Below are 23039 nucleotides of genomic sequence, written 5' to 3'. Positions count from 1 at the left end.
ACGGCGCCGGCCGACTGCGCCCGGCCGCACCGAGCCGTGCCGCCGAAGGGAACCGACCGTGCGGTCGATATCCGCCGTCTCCCCGAAGTCCGTCCTACGGTGTTCCGGGCGGCCCCGGGCTACCCGGCCGGCCGGGGCTTTCCGGCCCCCCGTCATTCCCCGGCGCCCCAGGTGCGGTGCTCCCCGACGCCGCCCCCCAGCCGTACCTCCAGGCGCTCCAGGGCCCGGGTGACCTCGGCCCCGCGGTTCCGCTGCAGCGGCTCGCGGCGGTTCCGGGTGTCGCCGCGCAGCCCGTACGCCGCTTTGCCCCGCCGGTGCCCACCGCCCCGTCGTTCCCGGGACAGGCGCCGTCGGTCTCCGCACCGCCCGAGGTCAGCGCCGGGGCCGTGGCGGTCGCCGCCGGAGTGGCCCGGTGGATGCCGGACGGCTCCGTGGAGTTCACCGGACCCTCCGTGCAACGCGCCGAACAGGGCGCGCCGCCGGCCGAGCCGCCCGCCGACCCGCCGGCGCAGCCCGAGCCGGACGGTCCACCGGCGGTGGCGCCACCGGCCCCGTCGGCCTCGGCCGACACCCCGGAGAAGGCAGGTGGCACGGGCGCGCCCAAGGTCACGGACGAACTCGTCCGGGCGCTGCTCGCCCCCCTCAGCCGACTGCTCAGGGCGGAGCTGCGCATCGAACGTGAACGCGCCGGTTCCTTGATCGACATCCGGCACTGACAGAGCACCCGGTACCGACAGAAAGGCAGGGCATCGGATGTCCATCACCCAGGACCCGGCGGTCTCGGTCTGCTTCGTCGTCACGATCGACGGGATCGAGCTGGGCTCGTTCAACACCTGTGAGGGGCTGGGCTGCGAGGTGGTGATCGAACCCCGCGAGGAGGGCGGGAACAACGGCCATGTCTGGCAGTTGCCGACGCGTCTGAAGTACCCCAACGTCAAGCTCTCCCGGCCGCTGACCAAGGACACCCAGAAGGTGGCCAAGTGGTTCGCCAGCATGACCACCGGGTTCGCCCGCAAGACCGCGCACATCGAGGCGCGTACCGGCGACGGCGTGATGGTCGCCCGCTGGGGCCTGCTGGAGGTGGTGCCGGTGCGCTGGACCGGCCCGACGTTCAATCCCGAGTCGCCCAAGGTCGCCACGGAGACCATCGAGATCGCGCACCACGGTTACATGATGGAGCCTGGAGCATGAGCGGGCCCGTGGCGTTCAGCGCGGCGGGCGGCGGGAAGTCGGCGTCGGCCGCGGGCGGCGACGCGCGGCCCAAGCTGGAGCACGCCTACCTCGAACTGCGCACCCCGCCCTCGGGCGGCAGCCTCACCCCGGGCGGACCCTGCGGCCGGATCGACTTCCAGTTCAATCCCAAGGAACTCAGCCTGGGCAAGTCGGCGTCCTGGAAGCGCACGCCCGCCAAGGGCGCCAAGAGCGCGGGCCCGCCGGAGTACCAGGGGCCGCAGCCCAGCAAGCTCACCGTCGAGATGTTCTTCGACGCCAGCGACACCCAGGACACCAGTGTCGTCAAGGCGGTGGAGAGCCTGTTCGCCTGCTGCGTACCGACCAACGAGACCCGGCAGGCGCAGCGATCCTCACCGCCATGGGTGGTCTTCCACTGGGGCGGCATCACCGGCTTCCCCGGCTACGTCAGCCAGGTCCAGGTCAAGTACACCCTGTTCACCACGTCCGGAGTGCCGATCCGCGCGGTGTGCCAGGTGACGATGGAGGAGATCAGCGGGGAGACGGCCGGCCAGAACCCGACCTCGGGCGCGCTCACCGCCCGCCGGGTCCACCGGCTCCGGGCCGGCGACACGCTGCAGGGTCTCGCCTGGGCCGAGTACGGCGACGCGGGGGCCTGGCGGGCCATCGCCGAGGCCAACGGCATCGACGATCCGATGCGGCTGACCGAGGGGCGTGAGCTGCTGCTGCCCGCGGCCGACGAACTGGACACCGTGCCGGGCGGGACGCCGCAGCCCCTGGGCGCCGGGGCGGCCGGCGGACGGAAGGACATCTGATGGCCAACGACACCGTCGCCAAGGTCCTGGTCGTGGAGATCGGCGGGACCAGGCTGCCCGCCGACCTCGCCAACAGCCTCGTGGACGGCTACGTCGACGACAGCCGGACGCTGCCCGACACCTTCGTCCTGCGCTTCCGCGACCCCAGCAGGGTGCTGATCGACAAGGCCGGCATCAAGATCGGCTCCGAGGCGCGGCTGCTGACCTCGTCCGGCGCGGGCGGCTCGCCCAAACCGCTGCTCAAGGGCGAAGTGACCGCACTGGAAATGGACTTCGACGAGACCGGCACCTTCACCGTGGTCCGCGGCATGGACAAGTCGCACCGGCTCTTCAGGGGCCGGCGGGTCGCCGCCTACCAGAACATGACCGTCGCGGACATCTGCCGCCGGGTCGCCCAGCGGGCCGGGCTCTCGACGGGGAAGATCGACGTCTCCGGCCCGGTCCTCGAACATGTCGCCCAGGCGAACCTCTCCGACTGGGAGTTCCTCCGCGACCTGGCCGAGGACGCCGGAGCGCAGATGTTCGTGATCGACGGCGCCCTGCATGTCACCAGCCCCACCGAGGCGTCCGACGCGCCCGGCTCCTCGGCCCGCGCCGACCGTGACCCGCTGGTGCTGGAGCTCGGGAAGAACCTGCTGCGCTGCCGTGCCGGGGTGACCGCCTCCGGGCAGGTCTCCCAGGTCCAGGTGCGCGGCTGGGACACCAAGACCAAGCAGGCCCTGGTCGCCACGGCGGACGCGGGCCGGACGGACGCCGTCCAGCTGGGCATCGCCCCGGCGGACGCGGCGAGCCCCTTCGGCAAGGCCGACTACCTCGTCACCGACAACACCTACGGCGCACAGGCCCGCGTCGAGCAGGTCGCCAAGGCGCTGGCGCAGCGGATCGCCGGGTCGTTCGCCGAGATGGAGGCGGCCATCCAGGGCAATCCCGAGGTCCGGGCCGGCGGCGCGGTCGCGCTGTCCGGGGTCGGCGCCCCGTTCGAGGGCCGGTACACCGTCACCTCCTCCCGGCACGTCTTCGACGCCCATCGCGGCTACGAGACCTGGGTGACCGTCTCCGGCCAGCAGGAACGCTCCCTGTCCGCGCTGGCCGGCGGCACCCCGGGCCGGTCGGGCCGGGTCCCCGAGATGGACGGGGTCGTCATCGGTGTCGTCTCCGACACCAAGGACCCGGACAAGCTCAGCCGGGTCAAGGTGAAGTTCCCCTGGCTGTCCGAGGAGTACGTCAGCGACTGGGCCCGCTGCGCGCAGACCTCCGGCGGCGGGGGCAAGAACGGCAAGGGGACCTCCGCGTTCGTCCCGGAGGTGGGCGACGAGGTGCTGGTCGGGTTCGAGCAGGGCAGGCTCGACCGCCCGTACGTCATGGGCTGTCTCTTCAACGGGCAGGACAAACCGTCCACGGCCGGCGGCGAGCTGATCGACGGCACCAGCGGCGCGGTCAACCGGCGGACGTTCTCCTCCCGCAGCGGCAACCAGCTCGAACTGCTCGACAACGCCTCCGGCCCGCAGGGCGTACGGATGGTCACCGGCGACGGCAAGCTCACCATCGACCTCGACCGCAAGGGCACCAAGATCATCGTGCACAGCGACGGCACGGTGGAGATCGACGCCAAGGACAAGGTCACCGTCAAGGCGGGCAACGGCGCGCTGATGGACGCGGGCAACGGCACCCTCGAACTGACCGGCAAGTCGGTGAAGGTGACCGCGCAGACCGGCGTCCAGGTGGACGGCGGCAGCGGCCAGGTCGGACTCAAGACCAGCGGGGGAGTGGAGGTGAAGGGCACCCAGGTCGCGGTCAACGGCACCGCGCGCACGGAGATCAAGGGCGGCGCGACCTGCACGATCAACGCGGGCCTGGTCCGCATCAACTGACGGAGCGTCACCAGGCGCGTACACCCGTCACCACGGCCACCGGCCGCACGGGCGCACACCCCACGACCGGTCCCGTACGAAAAGACAGACGAAGAACCGACGACGAACAGCGAACAGCCGACGAGAAGGAGCCTCCCCCATGCCACCCGCCGCCCGCGTCGGCGACCCCACCGGTCACCCGGGGACGGTCGGCCCGCCCGGCGCGCCCACCGTCCTCATCGGGGGCATGCCCGCCGCCACCGTCGGCACCACCCATATCTGTGCCTTCCCGCCGCCCGCGGTGCACCCGCCGTCCGTGATCATTCCGCCGGGGTGCCCCACCGTACTGATCAACGGCAGGCCCGCCGCCCGCATGGGTGACACCGCCGCCTGCGGCGCCCCGATCATCGCGGGCTGCCCGACCGTCCTGATCGGCGGGTGAACGGCTGATGGGACAGCAGTTCGTCGGCGCGGGCTGGGCGTTCCCGCCGCGCACCGACGCCACCGGGAGCATCGCCCTGGTACGCGGTGAGCGGGAGATCGAGGAATCGATCCGGCTGGTGCTCGCCACCTCTCCGGGGGAGCGCCCCATGCGGCCGGAGTTCGGCTGCGCCATCCACGACTACGTCTTCGCCCCCGCCGACGCCGGCACCGCGGGCCAGGTCGCCTACGAGATCCGGCTCGCCCTGGACCGCTGGGAGCCGCGGATCGAGGTCGTGGGCATCGACGTCCGGTTCGACGCGGTGGAGGACGGCGTGCTGTACATCGACATCAGCTACACCGTGCGCGGCACGAACGACCCCCGCAACCTCGTGTTCCCGTTCTATGTGATTCCCGCGCACGAGGAAGGTACGGGTCGGTGACGCTGCCCAGCCCCAATCTCGACGACCGCAGGTTCCAGGGTCTCGTCGACGACGCCAAGAGATTCGTCCAGCAGCGTTGTCCCGAGTGGACCGACCACAACGTCTCCGATCCGGGAGTGACCCTGATCGAGGCCTTCGCCACCATGGTCGACCAGCTCCTGTACCGCCTCAACCGGGTGCCGGAGAAGAACTATCTGGCCTTCCTCGACCTGATCGGCGTCCGGCTGCACCCGCCCACCGCGGCCCGTACGGACGTCACGTTCTGGCTGTCCGCGCCGCAGCCCGAGACCGTCCGGGTCAGCGCGGGCACCGAGGTCGCCACCGTACGTACCGAGACCGAGGAGGCGGTGGTGTTCACCACCGTCCGCGATCTTTCCGTCGTGCCGTGCGGGCTGGCGAAGCTTGCGACCTGCCCCGGCGGAGGCGAGGCCGCCGACCGTACGCAGGAGCTCGCCCTCGGCCGTGACGTGCCCTGTTTTGGGCCCGAGCCCGCTCCCGGCGACGCCGTGTACGTCGGCCTGACCAACCCCGTCCCGACCGGGGTGGTCGTGCTGCGTCTGGACTGCCGGGTCGACGGCGTCGGCGTCGACCCGCGGCGCCCGCCGCTGCGCTGGGAGGCGTGGGACGGCACGGCGTGGGCGCGCTGCGATGTCGAGGAGGACACCACCGGCGGCTTCAACCGTCCCGGCCAGGTGGTGCTGCATCTGCCGGCCGGCCACGCGGCATCCACGATCGCCCGCGGATCCGCGGGCTGGCTGCGCTGCCGGCTGATCTCCGCAGAGCCGGACCAGCCCACCTATCTGCAGTCGCCGACCATCCGTGAGGCCGAGGCCTTCACCATCGGCGCGACGGTCGAGGCGGTGCACGCCGAGACCGTGACGGACGAGGTCCTGGGCCTGTCCGAGGGCGTACCAGGACAGTCCTTCCAGGTCGCCCGGCCGCCCGTGGTTCCCGGCGACGAACCGTTCGTCGTGGAGGTGGCGGACGGCTCGGGCTGGTCGCAGTGGCAGCGCGTCGACGACTTCTCCCGCTCGGCCCCCGGCGACCGGCACCTGACGCTCGACCCGAACTCCGGCCGGATCGACTTCGGCCCGGCCGTCCGCGAGCCCGACGGGACGGTCCGCTACTACGGCGCCGTACCGGCCAAGGGCACCCCGGTGCGGATCCGCTCCTACCGGACCGGCGGCGGCAGTCAGGGCAACGTCGCCAGGGGAACGCTGCGGATGCTGCGTACCTCACTGCCGTTCGTCGCACGCGCCGAGAACCGGCGGGCCGCCGTCGGCGGGGTCGACGGGGAGAGCGTGGAGAGCGCGAAGGTCCGCGGCCCCATGACACTGAGCACCCTGTACCGGGCGGTCGTCCCGCGCGACTACGAGGTGCTGGCCCGCGAGGTCGCCCCGGACGCGGCGCGGGTCGCCTGCGTACCCGCGGGAGAGGGCGAGGAGGGCGGGGTACGGCTGCTGCTGGTGCCGGCCGTGCAGGGCGACGCACAGGGGCGGCTGCGCTTCGACGACCTGGTGCCGCCGCGGGAGACGCTGCGCAGCCTCGCCGACTACCTGGACGAGCGCCGCCCCATCGGCACCCGGCTGGTGGTCGAGCCGCCCTACTACCAGGGTGTCACCGTCGTGGCGTCCGTACTGGCGACCCGCGGTGCGGCCGCCGAACCGGTCCGCACCGCGGCACTGGCCGCCCTGTACGGGTACTTCAACCCGGTCACCGGAGGCCCGAGCGGGCAGGGATGGCCGTTCGGGCGGCCGATCCACGCCGGTGAGGTGTACGCCGTCCTCCAACGGGTGCCCGGCGTCGACCTCGTCGAGGACGTCAGGCTCTTCCCGGCCGACCCGGTGACCGGGCAGCGCGCCGAGCCGGTCGCCAGGATCGTGCTCGACCCGCACGCCCTCGTCTTTTCCTACGAGCACCAACTCCGAATGCGGGAGGCCTGAATGCGCGGAACAGTCGAGGGACTGCCCACGCCCCACCCACTCATCTACCAGCTCCCCGCCGTGTACCTGGGAGAGGACTTCGTCCAGCGGTTCCTCGGGGCACTGGACGACGTGCTCGCGCCGGTGCTGCTGACCGTCGACAACCTCCCCGCCCACCTCGACCCGCGCACCGCCCCGGAGGACTTCCTGGCGTGGACCGGGCAGTGGGTGGCCGCCGACCCGGCCCCCGACCAGCCGACCGGACAGCGCAGGGCCGCGGTGCTCGGGGCGATGGAACGGCACCGCAGACGCGGAACGCGCGGCGGACTCGCCGCAGCGGTACGGCACGAGTTCGGCACGGAGGCGGAGATCGAGGAGACGGGCGGCACGTCCTGGTCCGAGACGGCGCGCAGCGCCCTGCCGGGAGCGACCGGCCCCGGGCCCCGGGTCACCGTACGGGTGCGGGTGGCCGACCCGGACGCCGCGGGCGCGGAGCGGCTACGACGGCTGGTGGCCGGTGAGGTGCCGGCGCACGTCGGGTACGAAACGGAACTGCTGCCCCTCAAGGACGCGTCATGAGCGGCCCCGGCGGGAGAGTCTGCCCGACCTGCGGACACCACAACGCGCCGGACGCGGCGTTCTGCGCTTCCTGCAACGAGTTCCTGGAGTGGGAGGAGAGCGAGAGCGGTACCGGCTCCGCGAGCGGCGGCCAGGGCACGACGACGGCGCCGCGCGCGGCCGTTGCGGAGCCCGCCGTCTCCGGCCCGGCGGTACCAAGTCCCGGGGCACCGGGATCCGCGACACCGGATGCCGCCGCTTCCGCGACGTCCGCCCAGGTGGCCGCGGCTGCGACCGCCGGTGCCGGTGCCGGTGCCGGTACTGGGCCGGAGCCGGCGACCGCCCGGACCGCTGCCCTGCCGCCCCGGCCGCAGACCCCGGCACCCGTTCCCGCGCAGCCCCGGACACCGCCGCCCGGTGCCGCGCCGGAGCAGACTGTCCCGAGTCCGGCGGTCCCGTCTGTCCCCGCCGGACCGGCGGAACCGGTCCGGCCCGGGACCTCGGCGGAACGCGGCGCCTCCGGCACCGTACGGCGGCCCGGTGAGCGGCCGGCGGACCCCGACGACCTGCCCGCCTCGCCGGGCACGCAGGACACCCCCGCGCCCGCGCCCCCGGCCGACGACCTGATCTGTCCGGCCTGCGCCAAGGCCAACCCGCGTACCCGCACGCTCTGTCTTCGCTGCGGCGGCGTTCTCGACGCGGCCGTGGTGCAGGAGGAACGGCTCTCGTGGTGGGCGCGACTGCTGCGGAGGTTCCGCCGCCGCCCGCCGCGCCCGCTCGCGGCCGGGCAGCGTCCCCCGGTCCGGGCATGGCGACGACCGAGCCTGGCGATCCCGATCACGCTGGTCCTGCTGCTCGGCGGCGGCTACCTCGCCCGGCCCCACCTGAGCAGCCTCATCGACAACCTCCGCAACAAGACGGCCAAACCGACCCCCGTCAACCCGAAGTTCGCGAAGGCGTCCAGCCACCTCAAGAACCACGGGGCGAACCTGGCCTTCGACGGGGCGAACAACACCTACTGGGCGCCCGCGTCGGTCGGCGCGGGCACGGGGGAGGCACTGGAGGCAGGCTTCGAACAGCCCGTCACGCTCAAGGAACTCATCATCCACACCGGGGTGTCGGTCAACAAGGACGAGTTCCTCAAACAGGCCAGGCCGTCCGTCCTCGACGTCGAACTGGGCGAACAGGGCGGCAAGGTGGAGAAGAAGCAGCTCGAGCTGGAGGACAAGCCGGGGCCGCAGACGCTGGACCTGGAAGGGAAGAACGTCAGCACGGTGCGGTTCATCGTCCGGTCCGGTTACGGGGCCGAGGCGAAGAACCGGCACACGGCGATCCTGGAGATCGAGTTCTTCGGCCTGCGGCAGTGACGTCGGTCCGGGACGCCTGCTGCCAGGGCGTCCCCCTCGTGACGGTGTCCGGTCCGCGATGCGCGACGGAGCAGGGGGGGCGACGTTCGCGCGCCCCTGCGCCCGCCACTACACCGGGTGGGAGAGCATGCCGGACGGCGGGATCCCGAGGGAGGCCAGCATCGCCGAGTAGCCACGACGGGCCCGTGCACTGTCGGCCGCCAGGCCCGCGGCGTCGCACGCCCGGATCAGCGCCCTCCATGCGGCGTCACGGTGCCCGTCGATCTCCAGACAGCTCTCGGCCGCCTCGGCCGCCTCCACGGGCCGGTTCTGGTCGAGGCGTATCTCGGCCAGCGCCACGGCTGCGTTGGCCGCCTCCCGGCGCAGCCGTTCCCGGTCGACGACCACCCACTCGGCCTGTCCGTCCCCGGGCAGCAGCTCACCCGCGTAGTGGTCCAGAGCGGTGCGGAACGCGTCGGCCGCCTCCTCCGGCCGCTTCTGTGCCCGGGATCTTCGCCCGTCGCGCACCGCGCGCTCGAACGCGGCGACATCGCTGACGTCGCCGGGTGCCAGCACGAGCCGGTAGGAGTCGCCCTGCCGCGCGATGAGCCGCGAACCACCCCTGGGCCGTTCCGGTTCCAGGAAGGAACGCAGACTGGAGACCGTCACCTGGAGGTTGTGCAAAGTGGACGGGGTCGCCACTCCGTCCCAGAACGCGAGCAGCAACTGGTCACGGTGGACCGCCTGCCCGGCACGTACGGCGAGCAGCCGCAGCAGCGCCTGCGCCCTGGGGCGCAGCTTGGCCCAGTCGTGCGCGCGCCCGGCCAGGGTGAACTCGAAGCCGCCGAGGCAACGTACCGTCAGAGCAGGCGCCGACGGCGCTTCGTGGGCGCGCGGAGATGCGGTGGTGTGCTGCCCGCCGCCCCTGGGTCTTGCGGTCGCCGTCGCGCCGTCTCCGGTCGGTCCGGCGGGGGACGCGAGGGCGGTGAGCCAGGAGCGCAGCCCGGACACCGGCAGTCGCGCGGACCGGGCCGTCGACCAGGCGGCCTCCAGCAACTCGGCCCGGTTCGCCGCGTCGGGCGTCGCCATCGCCATCGCGCCGATGGCCAGCGCACGTGCGCCGGGTACACCCGCCGACCGGGCGAACGCCTCCGCCTGGGCGGCGCGCGGTTCCGCGTCCGGCAGGTCGTGCGCTGCCTCCACGACGGCGAGGGCGGCGCGGGCCCACGCCTCCAGCGTGCCCCAGCCCAGTGCCCGGAACCGCCGTACGGCCTCCTCCAGCTCGCCGATCCCGGGGCGCCCCCGCCACACCGAGCGCAGGCACACGGCCGACGCGGCGAGCGCCGCGCCTTCGGCGTCGCCGAGACGGATGCACTCCTCCAGCACGACGTCCGGCTGCCCGGCGTCCTCGGGGTGCGGCCCCAGGCCCAGCAGACACCGGGCGGCACGGCTCAGCCACAGCAGGTCCAGCCGTTCGGCGTCGTACGCGATCCGATGGAGCTCGGGGTAGGGGACCGGCCCGGCCGGGCCTTGGGCCAGCACGGCCAGCGCCACCCGTACCAACTGCCCGGACAGTACGACCAGGGCGTCCTCCGTCGCCCCCGCCAAGGCCCGGCGCACGGTGTCGCCGGCCGTCCCGTCACCGGCCAGGGCGGCCGCTACGCCCTGGACGAGGAGGGCGGCGGAGCTGCCGGAGCCGGCCCCGGTGACGTGCTCCTCGGAGCGGCCGGGGAACACGTCCGGGTTGCCGGCGACGGCGGCGCGCAGCGGGTCGGCCCAGTCGGCGGTCCCGACGCGACGGCGCATCGCCGCGGACGGCGGGTCCTGTCGATCGCTGCCACCGCCAGCGCCACCGCCACGGCCACCGCCACCGGCAGCGGCCCGGCTGCGCAGCCGCGCGAGTTCGACGTCGGTCAGCGCATGGGGGAGCCGCGCGCGTAGACATGCGCGGAGCAGGGGCTCGGCGGCGTACGTCTGTCCGTCCGCGGCGGCGCGCAGGACCCCGTGCTCGTGAGCCAGGGAGTACAGCATCTCGGCGCTGTCGGCCCGGCCGGTGAGCGCGTGGCAGGTGTCGGCGGTGAGCCGGCTCAGCAGACAGGTCTCCGTCAGGAAACGTCTGAGCCGGTCGGGGAGCGGGGCGAGCACCTCCCGTTCCAGGTATGCGCGGCCGAACAGCCCGTCGGTCAGGATCTGTTCCTGAGCCGCGTCGGGGTCGGCCGCCACGGCTCTGCCGAACAGTCTCAGCACCGCGGCCCGGCCGCCGGTGACCCGGACCAGGGGCACCGCGATTCCCGGGCGCAGAGCCGTGCCGTAGAGGCGCGGGAAGAGATGCTCGACCTCCCAGGAGCGGAAGCGCAGCGCGTCGGCGTTCACCACCGTCGTGCTCGACGCCTCCATCGCGGCCATCGGCAATCCGGCTGCGGGGCGCGTTCCGATCAGGACGAGTGGGTGTGGCGGTGCCAGTTGGCCGAGCCGGACCGCGAGCGCCTGCGCGGCCGGTGAGAGCAGGTGCATGTCATCAATGACGACCAGTCGCCCGGCCGCTTCGCCGCCCCCGGTGTCCCGGCGCCGCGACATCTGCTGGATCGCACCGGACGCGCCGGCGAGCTCCGCCGGTGTGTCCGGCGGGTATCCGAGTGCGGTCAGCAACTCCCGCTGGTCGGCGCCGGGCCGGGCCTGATACCACGTCACCGGGCCCGGGTGCGACCTGGCCGCCTGCGCCAGCAACGCGGTCTTGCCGAAGCCGGGCGGGGCGACCACCATGCCCGACGGGCAGTGGGTGAACTGCTCGGTCAGACGGCCTCGGGACATGGTCTCGGAGGCCGGAATCCGGAACGTGGTCGACTGCGCAGCCGGTAAAAGACTCGTCATATATCTAATCTCCGTATACCGGACACCCTGATATGAGTGTCCCGTTTCGGCTATTTCTTCTTTTGTGCTGCTTTTGATATTTCAATGCCTCACACGTTACGGGGTGTGGGGCTTGTGTGTCCGTAGGGTGTCATTTTCGTGCTTTCCCTCATCCGTGGCGCCCGGAAACGGCCGAAGGCAAAGAGAATGCCGTTTCAGGACCGGAGGGACGGCCGACTCGCCACCGTACGGACGGCCGCCGACTTCCCAGGCCGCGACCGGCACCGGGAACAGCCGGGCAACAGCTGAACCGCCCTGATCGGTGTCGGCCGTGCCCACCGCGCGGGAAGCCATCGGCCGTACCCGTCCGCTCGGTGCTGGTCTCATTCGGTTCGCTATCGTCCGAGCGCCCCAGCAGCCGTAGCGGGACGCTCGACCTCCCGGATCAGAGAGCGTCGATCCGCCAGGCGATCACACCGGTGGACCCCTTGGTGCCATCGACGTCGACGCGTACCGGCGGGTGCACAGTGATCCGCTGCTGGACCACCGACCGGTCGCACGGCACCACGGCCCCTGCGCCGGTACTCGCCGGTGCGAACGTCAACCGCGCACTGCCGGAGCCGACGCACACCAGGCTGAGCCTGTACGTCCTGCCCTGGCTCAGACTCGGCTCGGTATGGACGCCGTCGGTCACCCGCTCCGCGCCGGCCTCGACCATCCTCCCGCTGCTCACGGCGGCCAGGGCCGCCTGAGCCTGTTGGACGGGCTTCTTCTCGGACACCTCAGTTGCGGCCGACACCCCACTCGCCGAGGGCGACGGATGACCTTCGGGGGCGTTGCCGTCGGCGCTGCCGGACGTGCACGAGGCGAGCAGGAACAGTGTCGCCGCCACGACACATCCGGCGAGCCGTGCTCGCGGCCTCACATAGTTCATGGAGTGGTCTCCCCGTACTTCCAACCGGTCTCGGACGTGGGCCGCGTGGCAGAGCCGTGAGCGATCTCGGCGCCGCCACAGCCGCCTGATGTTACGGGAGCATTTGTGACCGATGGCGACAGAGACACTGCCACTGTCTTGATATCGACGTTGGTGTTGGCCTTCGAGAGAATCGCCCCGGCCGCCCACAACCCACTGGCTGAAAACCTGCGGAAATAGTGCTGGTTTGCTTTCAGACCTGTCTGTCGTTGATGTCCGTCGTCCGGCCGGCCCATAGCGCGCTGTTGCCGAACTCCTCGATGGCGACCAGGCCCCAGGAGCTGATGAGCCCGTCGACGCGGTTCCTTGGCGCCTTTCCTGCCTCGACATAGGTGCCGCAAGAGCCTCCTCCAGTACAGTCCGCGACATGTTCTCGCGCTTCCGGCTGCTCAGTGCGTCCGAACACCTCGGCCTCTGGGGCTGTGGACTGATGGCACTCGTGTCAGCCATCGGGATCACCGAGGAACCACTGGCGGGCACGCTCGGTCTCCTGTTCTTCGGTGGCGGTTGCGCACTTCTCGTTCTCGAGTGGCGTCGACGTGCCGCCGAGGAGGTGGTGCGCGACATCGGCGACTTCGCGCGGCAGGTCTCCCGGTACGACATCGCCGGTCATGAGCGACTGGTCGAGAAGGCGGAGCCGCTGCGCGGGCGGCGGGCCGCGGGCGTGCTCGTCGAGCTGAGCGGGTGCGCCCGGCTGATGGACGGTCTGTTCTTCCACGCCCGCCGCCGGGAGATCGGCGGGCTGCCCGAACTCGGTGGCGAGCCGCTGAACTGGGCGCTGGCCAGTCTGAACCCGGACGGGTACGTACGGGCGGCAGCCGTCGCCGAGATGGGCCGGGCGCCCCGGCCCGAGTTCGTTCCGTTCCTGGTCGAGAGGGCGGTCGAGCGGGTCGACGCGGTGCGGTCGGCGGCACTGGCCGTCCTCCGGGAGATGCTGGCCGACGAGGCAACCCGGGTGCAGATAGCTCGGTCGTCCTCGCGGGTGACCAACCGGCGGCATGCCGGAGGGCTCGCAGAGCTGCTCGGACCCGCCCAGGGCGAACCCGGGCTGGGCCGGTGTACCGAGGCGGCGTTCGCGTTGTGCGGGTCCGGATTCCGGCGTTGTGTGGTGGATGAGCAAGGCGGAGCCGGTCCGTCGCTGGCACCGGTATGTTGCGGCAAGGACGGCCGGCTGGGGCAATCGTGCCGGCTCGTGGTTCGGCATCGGCGCCGATGGGCCCGGGCGCAGAGCGCTCAGAGGGGTTGAACTCGTGGTGGCGTAAGGGGCGGGCGGCTGGTCGTCCGCTGCGGTATCACCATCGACGCGCGCTGTCCATGAAGGGCGGGCTGACCGCCGCGCGGCAGCAGTCCCGTCACGCCCCCAGTTGGATCAGGACGCCATGTGCCGGACGAGCTCCCGTGACTTCTGCTGCAATGCGGCTGTCCACTCCTTTGCATAGGGATCGGAGGCCGTCTCGAGGTAGTGGCTCTCGGCGTGCTTGGCCGTCTGCCAGCTCACCTCGATATTCGCCATGTCAGCCAGGGCCAGCACCGTGGCGACGAAACCCTCTGACACGGTGGCCATGACGGCGTGCCTGGTTCGGCTGTGCCAGGCGAGCAGGGCGTCGACGAACGCTGCGAATGCGACGGGGTCGATCTGACACTCATCAGATTCCATGGGGCCGATGCCGGACGGCAGCCCCACTTCGGCTTGATAGACGGCGACCTGGCTCATGAACAGGCGCGACGCTCCGTTGGACGGGTTCCACAGGGTTCGGTCGCCCAAGTCGTAGTACTGGCTCACGTCGGCCTTTCGCTGCTGGTCATGGGAGGTCGACATTACGGTCGGTCCGCCCTCCACGGAAAGCGGCCGGGTGGCTGGGCCGCCTGGGGGCGAGAGTGGCCCTTGGGCCCCCTGGGGTGGTGTGTCAGTGGTGGGTGACACGATCCGGTCATGAGTGGTGAGTCTTTCGACTGGGTTGAGTTCTTGGGGCGTTGGCAGGCGGAGTGGGTGCCGCGTGCGGGCGAGGACGGGGAGGGGGACGGCGAGCAGAGCGCCGTCGTCCTGGGCTGCCCCGGTGCCGACGAAGCGGCGATCGCTGCGGTGGAGGAGCGGCTGGGACGGCGGCTGCCGCCTTCGTACCGTGCGTTCCTGGCGGTGAGCGACGGCTGGCACGTGGAGCAGACGGCCGGGATCTATCAGCTCGGCGGCGTCGCGGACATCGACTGGTTCCGGGATCCGCACGGCATGGCCGAGTTGTACCGGGAGAGTCTGGGCGAGGATCCGCGGGAGGAGGAGGTGCGGCTGGCGGGGATGTGGGAGCGGGCATTGCGGCTGGAGACGGACTCCGACATGTCGTCCGCCCTGCTCGACCCGGGCGACTGCGACGGGGACGGCGAGTGGGCGCTGTATGTGTACAAGGGCTGGAGCGGTGAGCTCCCGGACCGGTACCCGTCGTTCCGAGCCTATATGGAGGCCATGTACCGCAGCTTCCACGGTGACCGGGTGGAGCGGCCCGACTTCGTGAACGCGACCACCCGCGCCCAGGACGCCCATGTGGACCAGGCCCGTCTGCTGGCCCTGCGCGGACAGTATGAACAGGCCCTGTCGCTGCTGGAGGAGGCGCGGTCCTTCGGGCGGCCGCGCAGTGCCGTCCTGCTGGACCAGCTGCGCCATTGGCTGGATCCGCGCAGGCTCCAGGACTACGGCTACCTGGCGGCCGATCCTGACTATCTGGCCGAGATCCTGCCCGTGCAGGCCATGACGCAGACGGATGGCCACCGGCGGCGCTCCGGGGACGAGGACGGGCGCTGGCTCGCGATGATGGCCGCGCGTGGGGTGGACCGTAGGACGGCCGAGGAGACGCTGGCCGCGATACGGGAGGGCGCCCATCGCTACGCGCCGCCCGGACCGTGGGGGAGGGCCGTCGCCGACGCCCGGGAACTGGCCCGCTGGGGTGCGACGGACGCCGCGTGGACGGTGCTGCGCGACGCGCTGCCGCTGTGGCAGGCACCCGGTCCGTTGCTGATCACGCCGGTCGGCCTGCTCGGCGACCCGTTCCTGGGAGCGCTGGTCACACCGGAGCGCGGACGGGAGATCCTCGCGACGCCGCGCGCCGGGCAGACGGGCCCCGCCCCCGAGCCGGTGCCCGATCTCGACCCGCCCGGCCTTGCCTGGCTGACCGAGCCGGCGGCGAACGGGCAGCGCCGCGAGGGATATCGCTGCGTCTGGGCCGAAGGAGTCGACCCCGCCCGCCTGCCCGCCCTGATCGGGGAGGAAGGCGCGGAACTGGGCCCGCCCGCGGACATGCGCATGGCGTCCTGGACGGCGTTCAGGGCCCATGAGCGCGAGGGCGTGCAGCCCTGGGAGGACCGGGCGTTGGTCGCCGCCGGCCGCACCAGGGGAGGGTGGGCCTTCGCCTTCGACGGCCACTGCAGCCGCCACCTGGGCGACCGGTTCGTCTCTCCCGCCGCGGCCGCCTCGGTCTCCGGCCGGGCGGTAGTGGTCTGGCGTGACGCACAAGGCTCGTTCCCGGGCGGCGACCCGGCCCCGTTCCACCTGTCGGTGGCCGAACACGGCAAGGAACTCTACGCCTTCACCGTGAGGGGCACCCAGATCCAGCGCTCCGGCACGATTCCCGAAGCCCTCGATCCCGTACGGCTGTTCCGTCCGGACGAGCCCGAAAGCGACGGCGAGCTGAGCGCATTGCAAGCCCTGCACACCGAACTCGGCCTCGCGCTGCCCCGTTTCGCACTCACCCACGGCAGGCTCCACACCTTCACCACCCGGTCGTGGGCCCGGGCACCCCAGGCGGGCGAAGCCTACGCCTACCTCCAGTTCGTGCGGCACAAGACGTGAACCCTCATGGACCCAGCGCCGGGTGAACGGCGCGCCCGTCGGTCACCGCGGCGCCGGGGCAAGGCCGTGAGCAGAGCACCGAACGCACCGGCCGGCCCGATCCGTGGGGCCCACCAGGCGGTGGAAGATGAGTACGGCGACTCAGGCCGGACAGACACCCCGCCTCCGACAATGAGATCAACGCTGTCGAGATTGGGAGACCGCTCCGTGCTCAGCCGCATCGCCGACATCCTGGTGCCCGCTTTCGGCCGCCTGTCGGTGACCACCGACCCCGGCACCGCTCTGGCGCCGGGCAGCATCATCGCCGCCAACCACACCTCACTCGCCGACCCCGCCATCGTGATCGCCGCCCTGCACCGCCTGGGCGTCGAACCGGTCGTCATGGCCGCCGCCGGCCTATGGCGTGTGCCGGTGCTCGGCCGCTTCCTCACCCGCGAAGGACACATCCCCGTACACCGCGGCGACCGCCGCGCCGCGGCCGCGCTCGACCTGGCCGCCGACCTCCTGGAGCAGGGCAGGTACCTGCTCATCTACGCCGAGGGCGGCCTGCCCCGCCGCAAGGACGCCGCCGAAGCGGCTCCGGGCGACTTCCGCACCGGCCTTGCCCGCCTCGCCGAGCGCACCGGTGCCCCCGTCGTGCCCGTCGGTCAGGCAGGTGCCCGCCGCGTCGCCTCGGGCAGCGTGATCAAGCAGCTCGCAGGCCTCGCCACCGCCCCGCTGCGCCGCCCCGGGCTGCACGTCCATGTCGGCACCCCCGTCGTTCTGACCGGCGACAGCACATCGCGCACGGCAAGGGCCCGCACCGCGGTGACCACTGCGTGGCGGACAGCGACCGCGCACCTCGCCGAGCCTGCGGCACGCCCGGCATAGCCTTGCTCGTCCCGTGCCAGAACCCAAAGCCCCCAGAAGAGAGAGCACTTGTCGGCGGGCTTCGGCATCCCTCGGTGCCCGCGGAGCGCACGAGGGGTGATGAGAAGTGGGAGCCGCCCGCTGTGATGCGGTGCGCTCGCCTCCTTGGGGGAACGACGGCGGCACGTATTCTGCGGTCATGGATGACCCCGTACTCACCGCCCGTGAACTGGTGCGGGACCGATTTCCCGCCGCCCGGGCGGCCTTCCTCGCCGGGAGCGTGCTCACCGACCGCCGGACGACCACCTCCGACCTGGACATCGTGGTCCTCCTGGACGGACCGCCCGCCCCCTTCCGGGAGAACCTGGTGTACCGCGACTGGCCGGTGGAGCTGTTCGTGCAGACGGAGGCAGCCTGGCACGGCTTCGCCGACCAGGAGACCGCGAAGCGGAGTTCGCCGCTGCTCGCCATGTGCGCGGAGGGCATGCTGCTGGTGGACACGGACGGGATCGGCGCTGCGCTCCAGGACGAGGCGCGAGAGCGTCTGGCCGCGGGCCCGCCGCCACTCTCGGACCGCGAGCGGGACTACGAGCGGTACATCCTGTCCGACCTGCTCGATGACCTGCGTGGCTGCACGGACCCTGCCGAGCGGGTGTACCTGGTTGCGCACATGGTGCAGCGCGCGTCGGAGCTGGTCCTCCTGGTCGGCGGGCACTGGCTCGGCAAAGGCAAATGGTTGTCCCGACGGCTGGCTGCGGCCGACCCCGGGATGCACCGGGCGTTGTCCGAAGCTGCCACGCAGGCGATCGCCGGGGACACGAAGGGCTTCGCCGCGGCCGTGACAGAGGTGCTGGACCTGGCCGGCGGCCCGCTGTGGGACGGGTACGCCATCCGATGAGCGCGAGCTTCGGGCCGAGGTGCCCCTCAAGAAATGTGAGGACACCGGTCAACTGCTCGTCCTCGTCCTCGTCGTAGGCGTCGGCGGTCGCGCGGCGGTTTACGCGGGGACGAAAACAGTAAGCCATTCCGCTTCTCGCGCCCGGTATCCGTGATCATTCATCAGCCCGGATACGATCGCAGGGACGTGGCCGGCACCGTAGACGACGGCAACCCGGATCCGCTCGTCGCCGCGTCGCGTGTGGATCTCCCCGAGCGCGGCCAGCAGTTGCCGGTCGCGCCGATCAGCCATCGCGTGTACGACTGGATGGTCTGCCATCAGCTCCGCCTGTAGCGTCGACGGCAGATCCTCGACCACCAGGTCCTCATCGAGGAAGGCGCGCGGACCGCGCAGCGCGAAGACCAGGCCCATCACCGGGGCTACGACCATGAGCAGCAAGTACGTCCAACGCGGCAGCGCCTTCAAGTCCGCGATCGCCTCCGCGGCGGTCACATCCGGGTTGATCACCGGCACGCCCTCGGGAAGCAGCAGCGAATCGCGCTGTTCCTGCAGGCCGTTGCGCCGCCGACGGGGGGCGAATCGGTAGGCAAGAGTGAGGGCAGTCACTCCGATCGACTTCCCTCGGATTCCTTCGAGGACTATGAGGTCGCACTCGCGGAGCCTGAGGCGGACCTGGGAGTAGAACGTGGGCGAAGCTATATGCACCATGGGGAAAATGACGAACTCAAGGGGCTGCCCTCTCCGTCTCATGGTGATCACGGCAGATCGGACGGCATATCCGGTCACCTCGATGATCTGCATGATTCCCCCTCGCGCACATCGCCCGGTTTCCCGTTCCCGTACCAGGACACGAGTCCGTCCCGGACCGCGGTTCCCTCTTTGAGCGGGAGCCGAAGGGCGGCTGGACGAAGGCGACGGGGCCGCGCCGGCGGCTACCGGAACTCATTCGCAGTGCATCGGCCTTCAGGCCGATGGTGAAGTGAATCCGATGGTCGTGACGCGGAGCGTCGCGGATTCAGGTCCGGCGGAGCCGGACACCGCAGTTCTTCGGGCTGCGCCACGGAGCGTCGGCAGGGCTGGTCCCGGCGAGGCTCGGCGGTGCTCATACCGGCCGGTGTTCTGCTGTCCGATGCACTGCCGGCCCGCCTCCATCGGTCTCACATGGGCATCGGTGAACACCCGTGCCGAAACCCGGTAGCGCAGACCAGGAGCACATCCGTTCCGAAAGCACCGTGCCGACCGGTTTCGATCTGCGGCACATCAACCCCAGCCCGAGTGCGTAGGGTGACGGGCATGCAGCTGAGGTACGGCTTCCGCCTGTACCCGGACACCGGCCAGCAGGCGGCGCTGGCGAAAGCGTTCGGGTGCGCCCGCGTCGTGTTCAACGACGCGGTCCGCGCCCGTGAGGACGCCCGCAAGGCCCAACTGCCTTTCCCGAAGGCCGGTGAGCTGTCCACGCGCCTGATCACCGACGCCAAACGGACACCACAACGTTCCTGGCTGAGCGAGGTCTCCGCGGTGGTGCTCCAGCAGTCCCTGCGCGACGCCGAGACCGCATACCGCAATTTCTTCGCCTCCCTCAAAGGCACCCGCAAGGGCCCCCGAATCCGTGCGCCCCGGTTCAAGTCCCGAAAGGACAACCGGCAGTCGATCCGGTTCACCGCCAACGCCCGCTGGAGCATCACCGACATCGGACGACTGAGCCTCCCGAAGATCGGTGCGGTGAAGGTGAAGTGGTCCCGCACCCTGCCCGCACGGCCGTCCTCGGTCACCGTGATCAAGGACGCGGCCGGACGCTACTTCGCCTCCTTCGTCATCGACACCGACCCCGCCGCCGACGCGGCACGGATGCCCGAGACCGACCAGAGGGTCGGCATCGATCTCGGCCTCACCCATTTCGCGGTCCTGTCCGACGGCACGAAGATCGACTCCCCACGCTTCCTGCGGCGCGCGGAGAAGAAACTGAAGAAAGCCCAGCATGAGCTGTCCCGCAAACAGAAGGGGTCCAGGAACCGGGCCAAGGCCCGCCTGAAGCTCGCCCGCGCCCACGCGAAGGTCGCCGACGCACGCCGCGAGTTCCACCACCAGCTCTCCACGAAGCTGATCTCCGACAACCAAGGGATCGCCGTGGAGGACCTGTCGGTGGCGGGACTGGCCCGCACAAGGCTGGCCAAGTCCGTGCACGACGCAGGCTGGGCATCGTTCATCAGCATGCTGGAATACAAGGCAGCACGGTACGGCCGTACCCTGGTCAAGATCGGCCGGTTCGAGCCCACCTCCCAGACCTGCTCGACCTGCGGCAACGTGGACGGACCCAAACCCCTCAACGTCCGGGAATGGACCTGCACCGCCTGCGGCACCCTCCACGACCGCGACCACAACGCCGCACTCAACATCAAAACGGCCGCCGGACTGGCGGCAACAGCCTGCGGAGCGCCGGTAAGACCAGGACACGTCCCGGCACAGCGCGAAGAAACAGGAAGCCACGGAATCTCCGCCGGTAGCTGCACCGCGTAGCGGCACAGTATTCGGCAGAGAAGGCCAGAATCCTCGGGCTTCAGCCCGAGGAGCAAGTCAAGAGCCGCGTCCGGTGTTCACAGGTTGAGGGCGCTGGACGGGGTCGGATACGACGAAGCTCCTGGCAGCCGGCGGGTGACCTTGGCCGTCACCCCGTCTGCCAGGAGCTTCATCACTGCGTACCCGCAAGGGCGCCTTGCTTCGGGGGCGCCCCCGTGGGTGAACCGTTCTGCGTGGTCGGCGAGATCAGCAGGGGAAGGTGCCGCTGTAGAGGGCGTGTCCGTAGGAGGTGCTTGCGGAACCGAAACCGTAGATGCCGTCGTCGCTCCACACCGCTTCGCGGAAGCCGCTGCTGCAGGTCGAGGTCGGCGCGATCGCGAAACCCTCCAGGTTGTCGGTCGGCATGACGGCCGGGTTCGTGTAGGTCACGTCCGGCACGATCGCGCCGGACGTGTTGATCTTCATGAAGGTGTGGGTCTCACCGCAGGTGTTGTCGCAGGTCGCGACCAGGCGCTGGGTGCCGGCGTCGTACGTCACGTCCATCACGGAGGCCTTGCCGGTCGTGATCGTGCCGAACGTGGTGAACGTGCCGTCGGAGTTGAGGCCGTAGACGTGCAGCGAGCCGTCGTACTCCAGGCCGGCGAAGAACAGGCCCGATCCGTGCAACGGGTAGTTCGCCGGGTTGTAGGCGGCGCCGGTGAGCGGGTCGACCCAGCCGTTCGCGGTCAGCCAGCTGTCCGGCACGTATCCGACGCCCTCGAAGCCGAGGTTGGCATCGTCCTTGCTTCCGGTGTTGAGCTGCGGGAACTGCGAGGTCATGTCCCACTGGTGGACCGGCGTCAGGGTCGTCGCGGTCGAGGCCGGGTCGAACTCCAGGATCGTGTCCTTGGGCACCGTGTTGTTGGTGTTGTCGCGCTCGGAGGTGACGTAGATGTGGCCGTTGCTGCCGACCGTCAGGCCCTCGGAGTCCGGCTCCCCGGAGCCGCCCGTGAAGTGGATCTGCTTGCCGGTCGCGCTCCAGGTCGCGTCCGGGATCCACTTGCCGTTGCTCTTGACCAGCTTGTACAGCCAGTTCTTGTTCTTGGCGGCCCACAGCACGGATGGGTTCGACGGGTCGAACGCCAGGCCGCTCACGTCCCGGCCTTCGGGGCCGGTGGACGTGGTGAACGCGCAGACGTTGTCCGCGATCGTGACGTCCAGTCCGCCCGGCCACGACGTGGTGCCCGTCGGGGTCGAACCCGTGCCGGACGGCGCCTCGGGGGTGCAGCCGCTGGTGAGCGAGCCACCGCCGCCCAGGAGCTGGCCGGTCGGCGTGCCGCCGCCGGTGCTGCCCGAGCAGGAGTTCGCGCCGCCGAGCGTCGCGGTGGCGGCGGTCTGGAACCAGCCGGTGCCGTTGGCGCAGCGCTCGTCGGACGGCTTGGCGGCGCCGGTCGCCCACGTCACCGAGTCGATGGTGTTGCCGCTGCCGTCGAGCAGGAAGACCGAGTCGTTGTCGCCCAGCCCGATGGTGGAGTTGAACGTGACGTAGCCGCCCGCGGGGATGCTGCTCGCGCTCGGCGAGGAGGACGAGACCGACACCGCGGAGTGGGAGGTGTCGTTGTCGACGTACTTCCACGCCCCGACGCTGACCGCGCTCGTCCCGCCGTTGTACAGCTCCACGGTGTCGGAGCCGTCCGAGGTGACCTCGTTGATCCGTACCCGGCTCGCCGCCGGGATCGACGACGGGCAGCCGGAGGCGTTCGCGGCACCGAACGTGGACGACGAGGCCGCGGTCACCCACGCGCCGGTGCCGTCGCCGCCGCAACGCGCCATCGCCGGCTTCGCCTTGTCCGTCGCCCACTCGACGCGGTCGACTACGGTCCCCCCGGACGTGTAGATCACCAGCTTGTCTGAATCGCCCAGTCCCTTGGGCGAGTTGAAGGTGACGAAGCCGCCGGCCGGGATAGTGCCGGAGGACGGGCTGAAGGACTGCGCCGAGAAGCTGTCGTCGGACATCTTCCAGCCGCTGATGCTCACGGCGGTCGAGCCGGTGTTGTACAGCTCCACCGTGTCGTTGCCCGACGAGGTGACTTCGTTGATCCGAACGTTCTGGTAACCGGCCGGGTCCGCGGCAGCCGCAGGCTGAGCGGCCAGCATTCCGGTGACGAGCAGACCTGAGAGCGTCAAAGCCACGGCGCACACAGAGGTGACGCCGGCACGCGAATGTGAGGTAGGCACGAGGAGGAACTCTGATGAAACGATCTTGAAACGACATGTACTCCAACTGAACGCCACCTGCTGGCCACTGGAACACCCGGCACGCATCGCCACCCGATACGACGGAGCCGCTGCTTCGTGTGAAGCAGCGGCTCTGTCGTGTGGTGCCTGTGGTGGGCGGTGGGTTCGCCCGGTGCTGGTGGTTTTAGTACCAGTGGTGGGTCTGCCAGAAGTCCCAGGCCTGGGCGGGGCTGCCGTAGCGGGAGTTCATGTAGTCGAGGCCCCACTTGATCTGGGTGGCGGGGTTGGTCTTCCAGTCGGCACCGGCGGTGGCCATCTTCGAGCCGGGCAGGGCCTGCACGAGGCCGTAGGC

Annotated in this window: 20 protein-coding genes; 14 read left to right on the top strand and 6 right to left on the bottom strand. The window is 71.0% G+C overall.

The annotated features are described in order from the left end of the window. Positions 1-176 precede the first annotated feature (176 nt). The 9 genes from ABT085_RS23500 to ABT085_RS23460 all read left to right on the top strand — a co-directional run bounded on the left by ABT085_RS23500 (position 177) and on the right by ABT085_RS23460 (position 8566). Entirely contained in the window at positions 177-716 is a 540-nt protein-coding gene (locus tag ABT085_RS23500; RefSeq protein ID WP_351611194.1) for a hypothetical protein, read from the top strand. Between the two features lie 37 nt (positions 717-753). Beyond that, positions 754-1191 carry a phage tail protein gene (locus ABT085_RS23495; protein ID WP_351611187.1) on the top strand — a complete coding sequence of 146 codons (438 nt, stop codon included), beginning with the start codon at positions 754-756 and terminating at the stop codon, positions 1189-1191. Further along, on the top strand, positions 1188-2006 hold the full coding sequence (locus tag ABT085_RS23490) for a CIS tube protein (RefSeq protein WP_351611185.1): 819 nt from the start codon (positions 1188-1190) through the stop codon (positions 2004-2006). The genes ABT085_RS23495 and ABT085_RS23490 overlap by 4 nt, the downstream gene beginning before the upstream one ends. Beyond that, positions 2006-3877 (top strand): VgrG-related protein, encoded by a 1872-nt coding sequence (locus tag ABT085_RS23485; RefSeq protein WP_351611180.1) that lies wholly within the window; start codon positions 2006-2008, stop codon positions 3875-3877. The genes ABT085_RS23490 and ABT085_RS23485 overlap by 1 nt, the downstream gene beginning before the upstream one ends. 139 nt (positions 3878-4016) lie before the next feature. After that, a complete protein-coding gene (locus tag ABT085_RS23480) occupies positions 4017-4298 on the top strand; it encodes a PAAR domain-containing protein (RefSeq protein WP_351611177.1) in 282 nt (93 codons plus the stop codon). Positions 4299-4305: 7 nt separating this feature from the next. Beyond that, complete coding sequence (locus tag ABT085_RS23475) at positions 4306-4719, top strand: GPW/gp25 family protein (RefSeq protein ID WP_351611175.1); 414 nt, start codon at positions 4306-4308, stop codon at positions 4717-4719. Further along, positions 4716-6662 (top strand): putative baseplate assembly protein, encoded by a 1947-nt coding sequence (locus ABT085_RS23470; protein ID WP_351611172.1) that lies wholly within the window; start codon positions 4716-4718, stop codon positions 6660-6662. Before ABT085_RS23475 ends, ABT085_RS23470 begins: the two co-directional genes overlap by 4 nt. Further along, the gene (locus ABT085_RS23465; RefSeq protein ID WP_351611170.1) at positions 6663-7220 is read left to right on the top strand and encodes a phage tail protein; all 558 of its coding nucleotides are present in this window, start codon (positions 6663-6665) and stop codon (positions 7218-7220) included. Then, a complete protein-coding gene (locus tag ABT085_RS23460) occupies positions 7217-8566 on the top strand; it encodes an NADase-type glycan-binding domain-containing protein (protein ID WP_351611167.1) in 1350 nt (449 codons plus the stop codon). The genes ABT085_RS23465 and ABT085_RS23460 overlap by 4 nt, the downstream gene beginning before the upstream one ends. 108 nt (positions 8567-8674) lie before the next feature. Here ABT085_RS23460 and ABT085_RS23455 read toward each other — a convergent pair whose 3' ends face one another. Next, on the bottom strand, positions 8675-11356 hold the full coding sequence (locus ABT085_RS23455; protein ID WP_351611165.1) for an AfsR/SARP family transcriptional regulator: 2682 nt from the start codon (positions 11354-11356) through the stop codon (positions 8675-8677). Between the two features lie 484 nt (positions 11357-11840). Further along, the gene (locus tag ABT085_RS23450) at positions 11841-12329 is read right to left on the bottom strand and encodes a DUF6023 family protein (RefSeq protein WP_351611162.1); all 489 of its coding nucleotides are present in this window, start codon (positions 12327-12329) and stop codon (positions 11841-11843) included. 406 nt (positions 12330-12735) lie between these two features. Between ABT085_RS23450 and ABT085_RS23445 the strand changes: the two genes are divergently transcribed. Continuing rightward, the gene (locus tag ABT085_RS23445) at positions 12736-13614 is read left to right on the top strand and encodes a hypothetical protein (protein WP_351611160.1); all 879 of its coding nucleotides are present in this window, start codon (positions 12736-12738) and stop codon (positions 13612-13614) included. Between the two features lie 123 nt (positions 13615-13737). Here ABT085_RS23445 and ABT085_RS23440 read toward each other — a convergent pair whose 3' ends face one another. Further along, complete coding sequence (locus tag ABT085_RS23440) at positions 13738-14151, bottom strand: DUF6086 family protein (RefSeq protein ID WP_351611158.1); 414 nt, start codon at positions 14149-14151, stop codon at positions 13738-13740. A 150-nt stretch (positions 14152-14301) separates the two neighbouring features. Here ABT085_RS23440 and ABT085_RS23435 point away from each other — a divergent pair, with 150 nt between their 5' ends. The 3 genes from ABT085_RS23435 to ABT085_RS23425 all read left to right on the top strand — a co-directional run bounded on the left by ABT085_RS23435 (position 14302) and on the right by ABT085_RS23425 (position 17953). Further along, positions 14302-16206, top strand: coding sequence for an SMI1/KNR4 family protein (locus ABT085_RS23435; protein ID WP_351611156.1), 1905 nt, complete (start codon positions 14302-14304; stop codon positions 16204-16206). A 207-nt stretch (positions 16207-16413) separates the two neighbouring features. Then, complete coding sequence (locus tag ABT085_RS23430) at positions 16414-17076, top strand: lysophospholipid acyltransferase family protein (RefSeq protein ID WP_351611153.1); 663 nt, start codon at positions 16414-16416, stop codon at positions 17074-17076. 178 nt (positions 17077-17254) lie between these two features. Further along, a complete protein-coding gene (locus ABT085_RS23425; RefSeq protein ID WP_351611151.1) occupies positions 17255-17953 on the top strand; it encodes a nucleotidyltransferase domain-containing protein in 699 nt (232 codons plus the stop codon). Between the two features lie 99 nt (positions 17954-18052). On the opposite strand, the gene ABT085_RS23420 is transcribed toward ABT085_RS23425, so the two are convergent. Then, on the bottom strand, positions 18053-18754 hold the full coding sequence (locus tag ABT085_RS23420) for a hypothetical protein (protein ID WP_351611148.1): 702 nt from the start codon (positions 18752-18754) through the stop codon (positions 18053-18055). Positions 18755-19246: 492 nt separating this feature from the next. On the opposite strand from ABT085_RS23420, the gene ABT085_RS23415 reads away from it, so the two are divergent. Further along, on the top strand, positions 19247-20470 hold the full coding sequence (locus ABT085_RS23415; protein ID WP_351611146.1) for an RNA-guided endonuclease InsQ/TnpB family protein: 1224 nt from the start codon (positions 19247-19249) through the stop codon (positions 20468-20470). A 246-nt stretch (positions 20471-20716) separates the two neighbouring features. Here the strand turns inward: ABT085_RS23415 and ABT085_RS23410 are convergent, their stop codons facing one another. Both ABT085_RS23410 and ABT085_RS23405 read right to left on the bottom strand, forming a co-directional pair. Next, entirely contained in the window at positions 20717-22642 is a 1926-nt protein-coding gene (locus ABT085_RS23410) for a lamin tail domain-containing protein (protein ID WP_351611143.1), read from the bottom strand. Between the two features lie 229 nt (positions 22643-22871). Then, positions 22872-23039: aggregation-promoting factor C-terminal-like domain-containing protein (locus tag ABT085_RS23405; RefSeq protein WP_502982786.1), on the bottom strand; the 168-nt coding region annotated here is incomplete at its 5' end.

It is taken from the genome of Streptomyces sp. NPDC002265 (assembly GCF_040296125.1).
GTDB lineage: Bacteria > Actinomycetota > Actinomycetes > Streptomycetales > Streptomycetaceae > Streptomyces.
This window is presented reverse-complemented; position numbering and strand designations above follow the sequence as displayed.

Excerpts from the sequence above, each read along its gene's own strand:
- ABT085_RS23490 (WP_351611185.1), top strand. The coding sequence starts at position 1,188 with ATGAGCGGGCCCGTGGCGTTCAGCGCGGCGGGCGGCGGGAAGTCGGCG.
- ABT085_RS23485 (WP_351611180.1), top strand. The coding sequence starts at position 2,006 with ATGGCCAACGACACCGTCGCCAAGGTCCTGGTCGTGGAGATCGGCGGG.
- ABT085_RS23420 (WP_351611148.1), bottom strand. The coding sequence starts at position 18,754 with ATGCAGATCATCGAGGTGACCGGATATGCCGTCCGATCTGCCGTGATC.
- ABT085_RS23425 (WP_351611151.1), top strand. The coding sequence starts at position 17,255 with ATGGATGACCCCGTACTCACCGCCCGTGAACTGGTGCGGGACCGATTT.
- ABT085_RS23465 (WP_351611170.1), top strand. The coding sequence starts at position 6,663 with ATGCGCGGAACAGTCGAGGGACTGCCCACGCCCCACCCACTCATCTAC.
- ABT085_RS23495 (WP_351611187.1), top strand. The coding sequence starts at position 754 with ATGTCCATCACCCAGGACCCGGCGGTCTCGGTCTGCTTCGTCGTCACG.
- ABT085_RS23450 (WP_351611162.1), bottom strand. The coding sequence starts at position 12,329 with ATGAACTATGTGAGGCCGCGAGCACGGCTCGCCGGATGTGTCGTGGCG.
- ABT085_RS23475 (WP_351611175.1), top strand. The coding sequence starts at position 4,306 with ATGGGACAGCAGTTCGTCGGCGCGGGCTGGGCGTTCCCGCCGCGCACC.
- ABT085_RS23445 (WP_351611160.1), top strand. The coding sequence starts at position 12,736 with ATGTTCTCGCGCTTCCGGCTGCTCAGTGCGTCCGAACACCTCGGCCTC.
- ABT085_RS23455 (WP_351611165.1), bottom strand. The coding sequence starts at position 11,356 with ATGTCCCGAGGCCGTCTGACCGAGCAGTTCACCCACTGCCCGTCGGGC.
- ABT085_RS23435 (WP_351611156.1), top strand. The coding sequence starts at position 14,302 with ATGAGTGGTGAGTCTTTCGACTGGGTTGAGTTCTTGGGGCGTTGGCAG.
- ABT085_RS23480 (WP_351611177.1), top strand. The coding sequence starts at position 4,017 with ATGCCACCCGCCGCCCGCGTCGGCGACCCCACCGGTCACCCGGGGACG.
- ABT085_RS23415 (WP_351611146.1), top strand. The coding sequence starts at position 19,247 with ATGCAGCTGAGGTACGGCTTCCGCCTGTACCCGGACACCGGCCAGCAG.
- ABT085_RS23460 (WP_351611167.1), top strand. The coding sequence starts at position 7,217 with ATGAGCGGCCCCGGCGGGAGAGTCTGCCCGACCTGCGGACACCACAAC.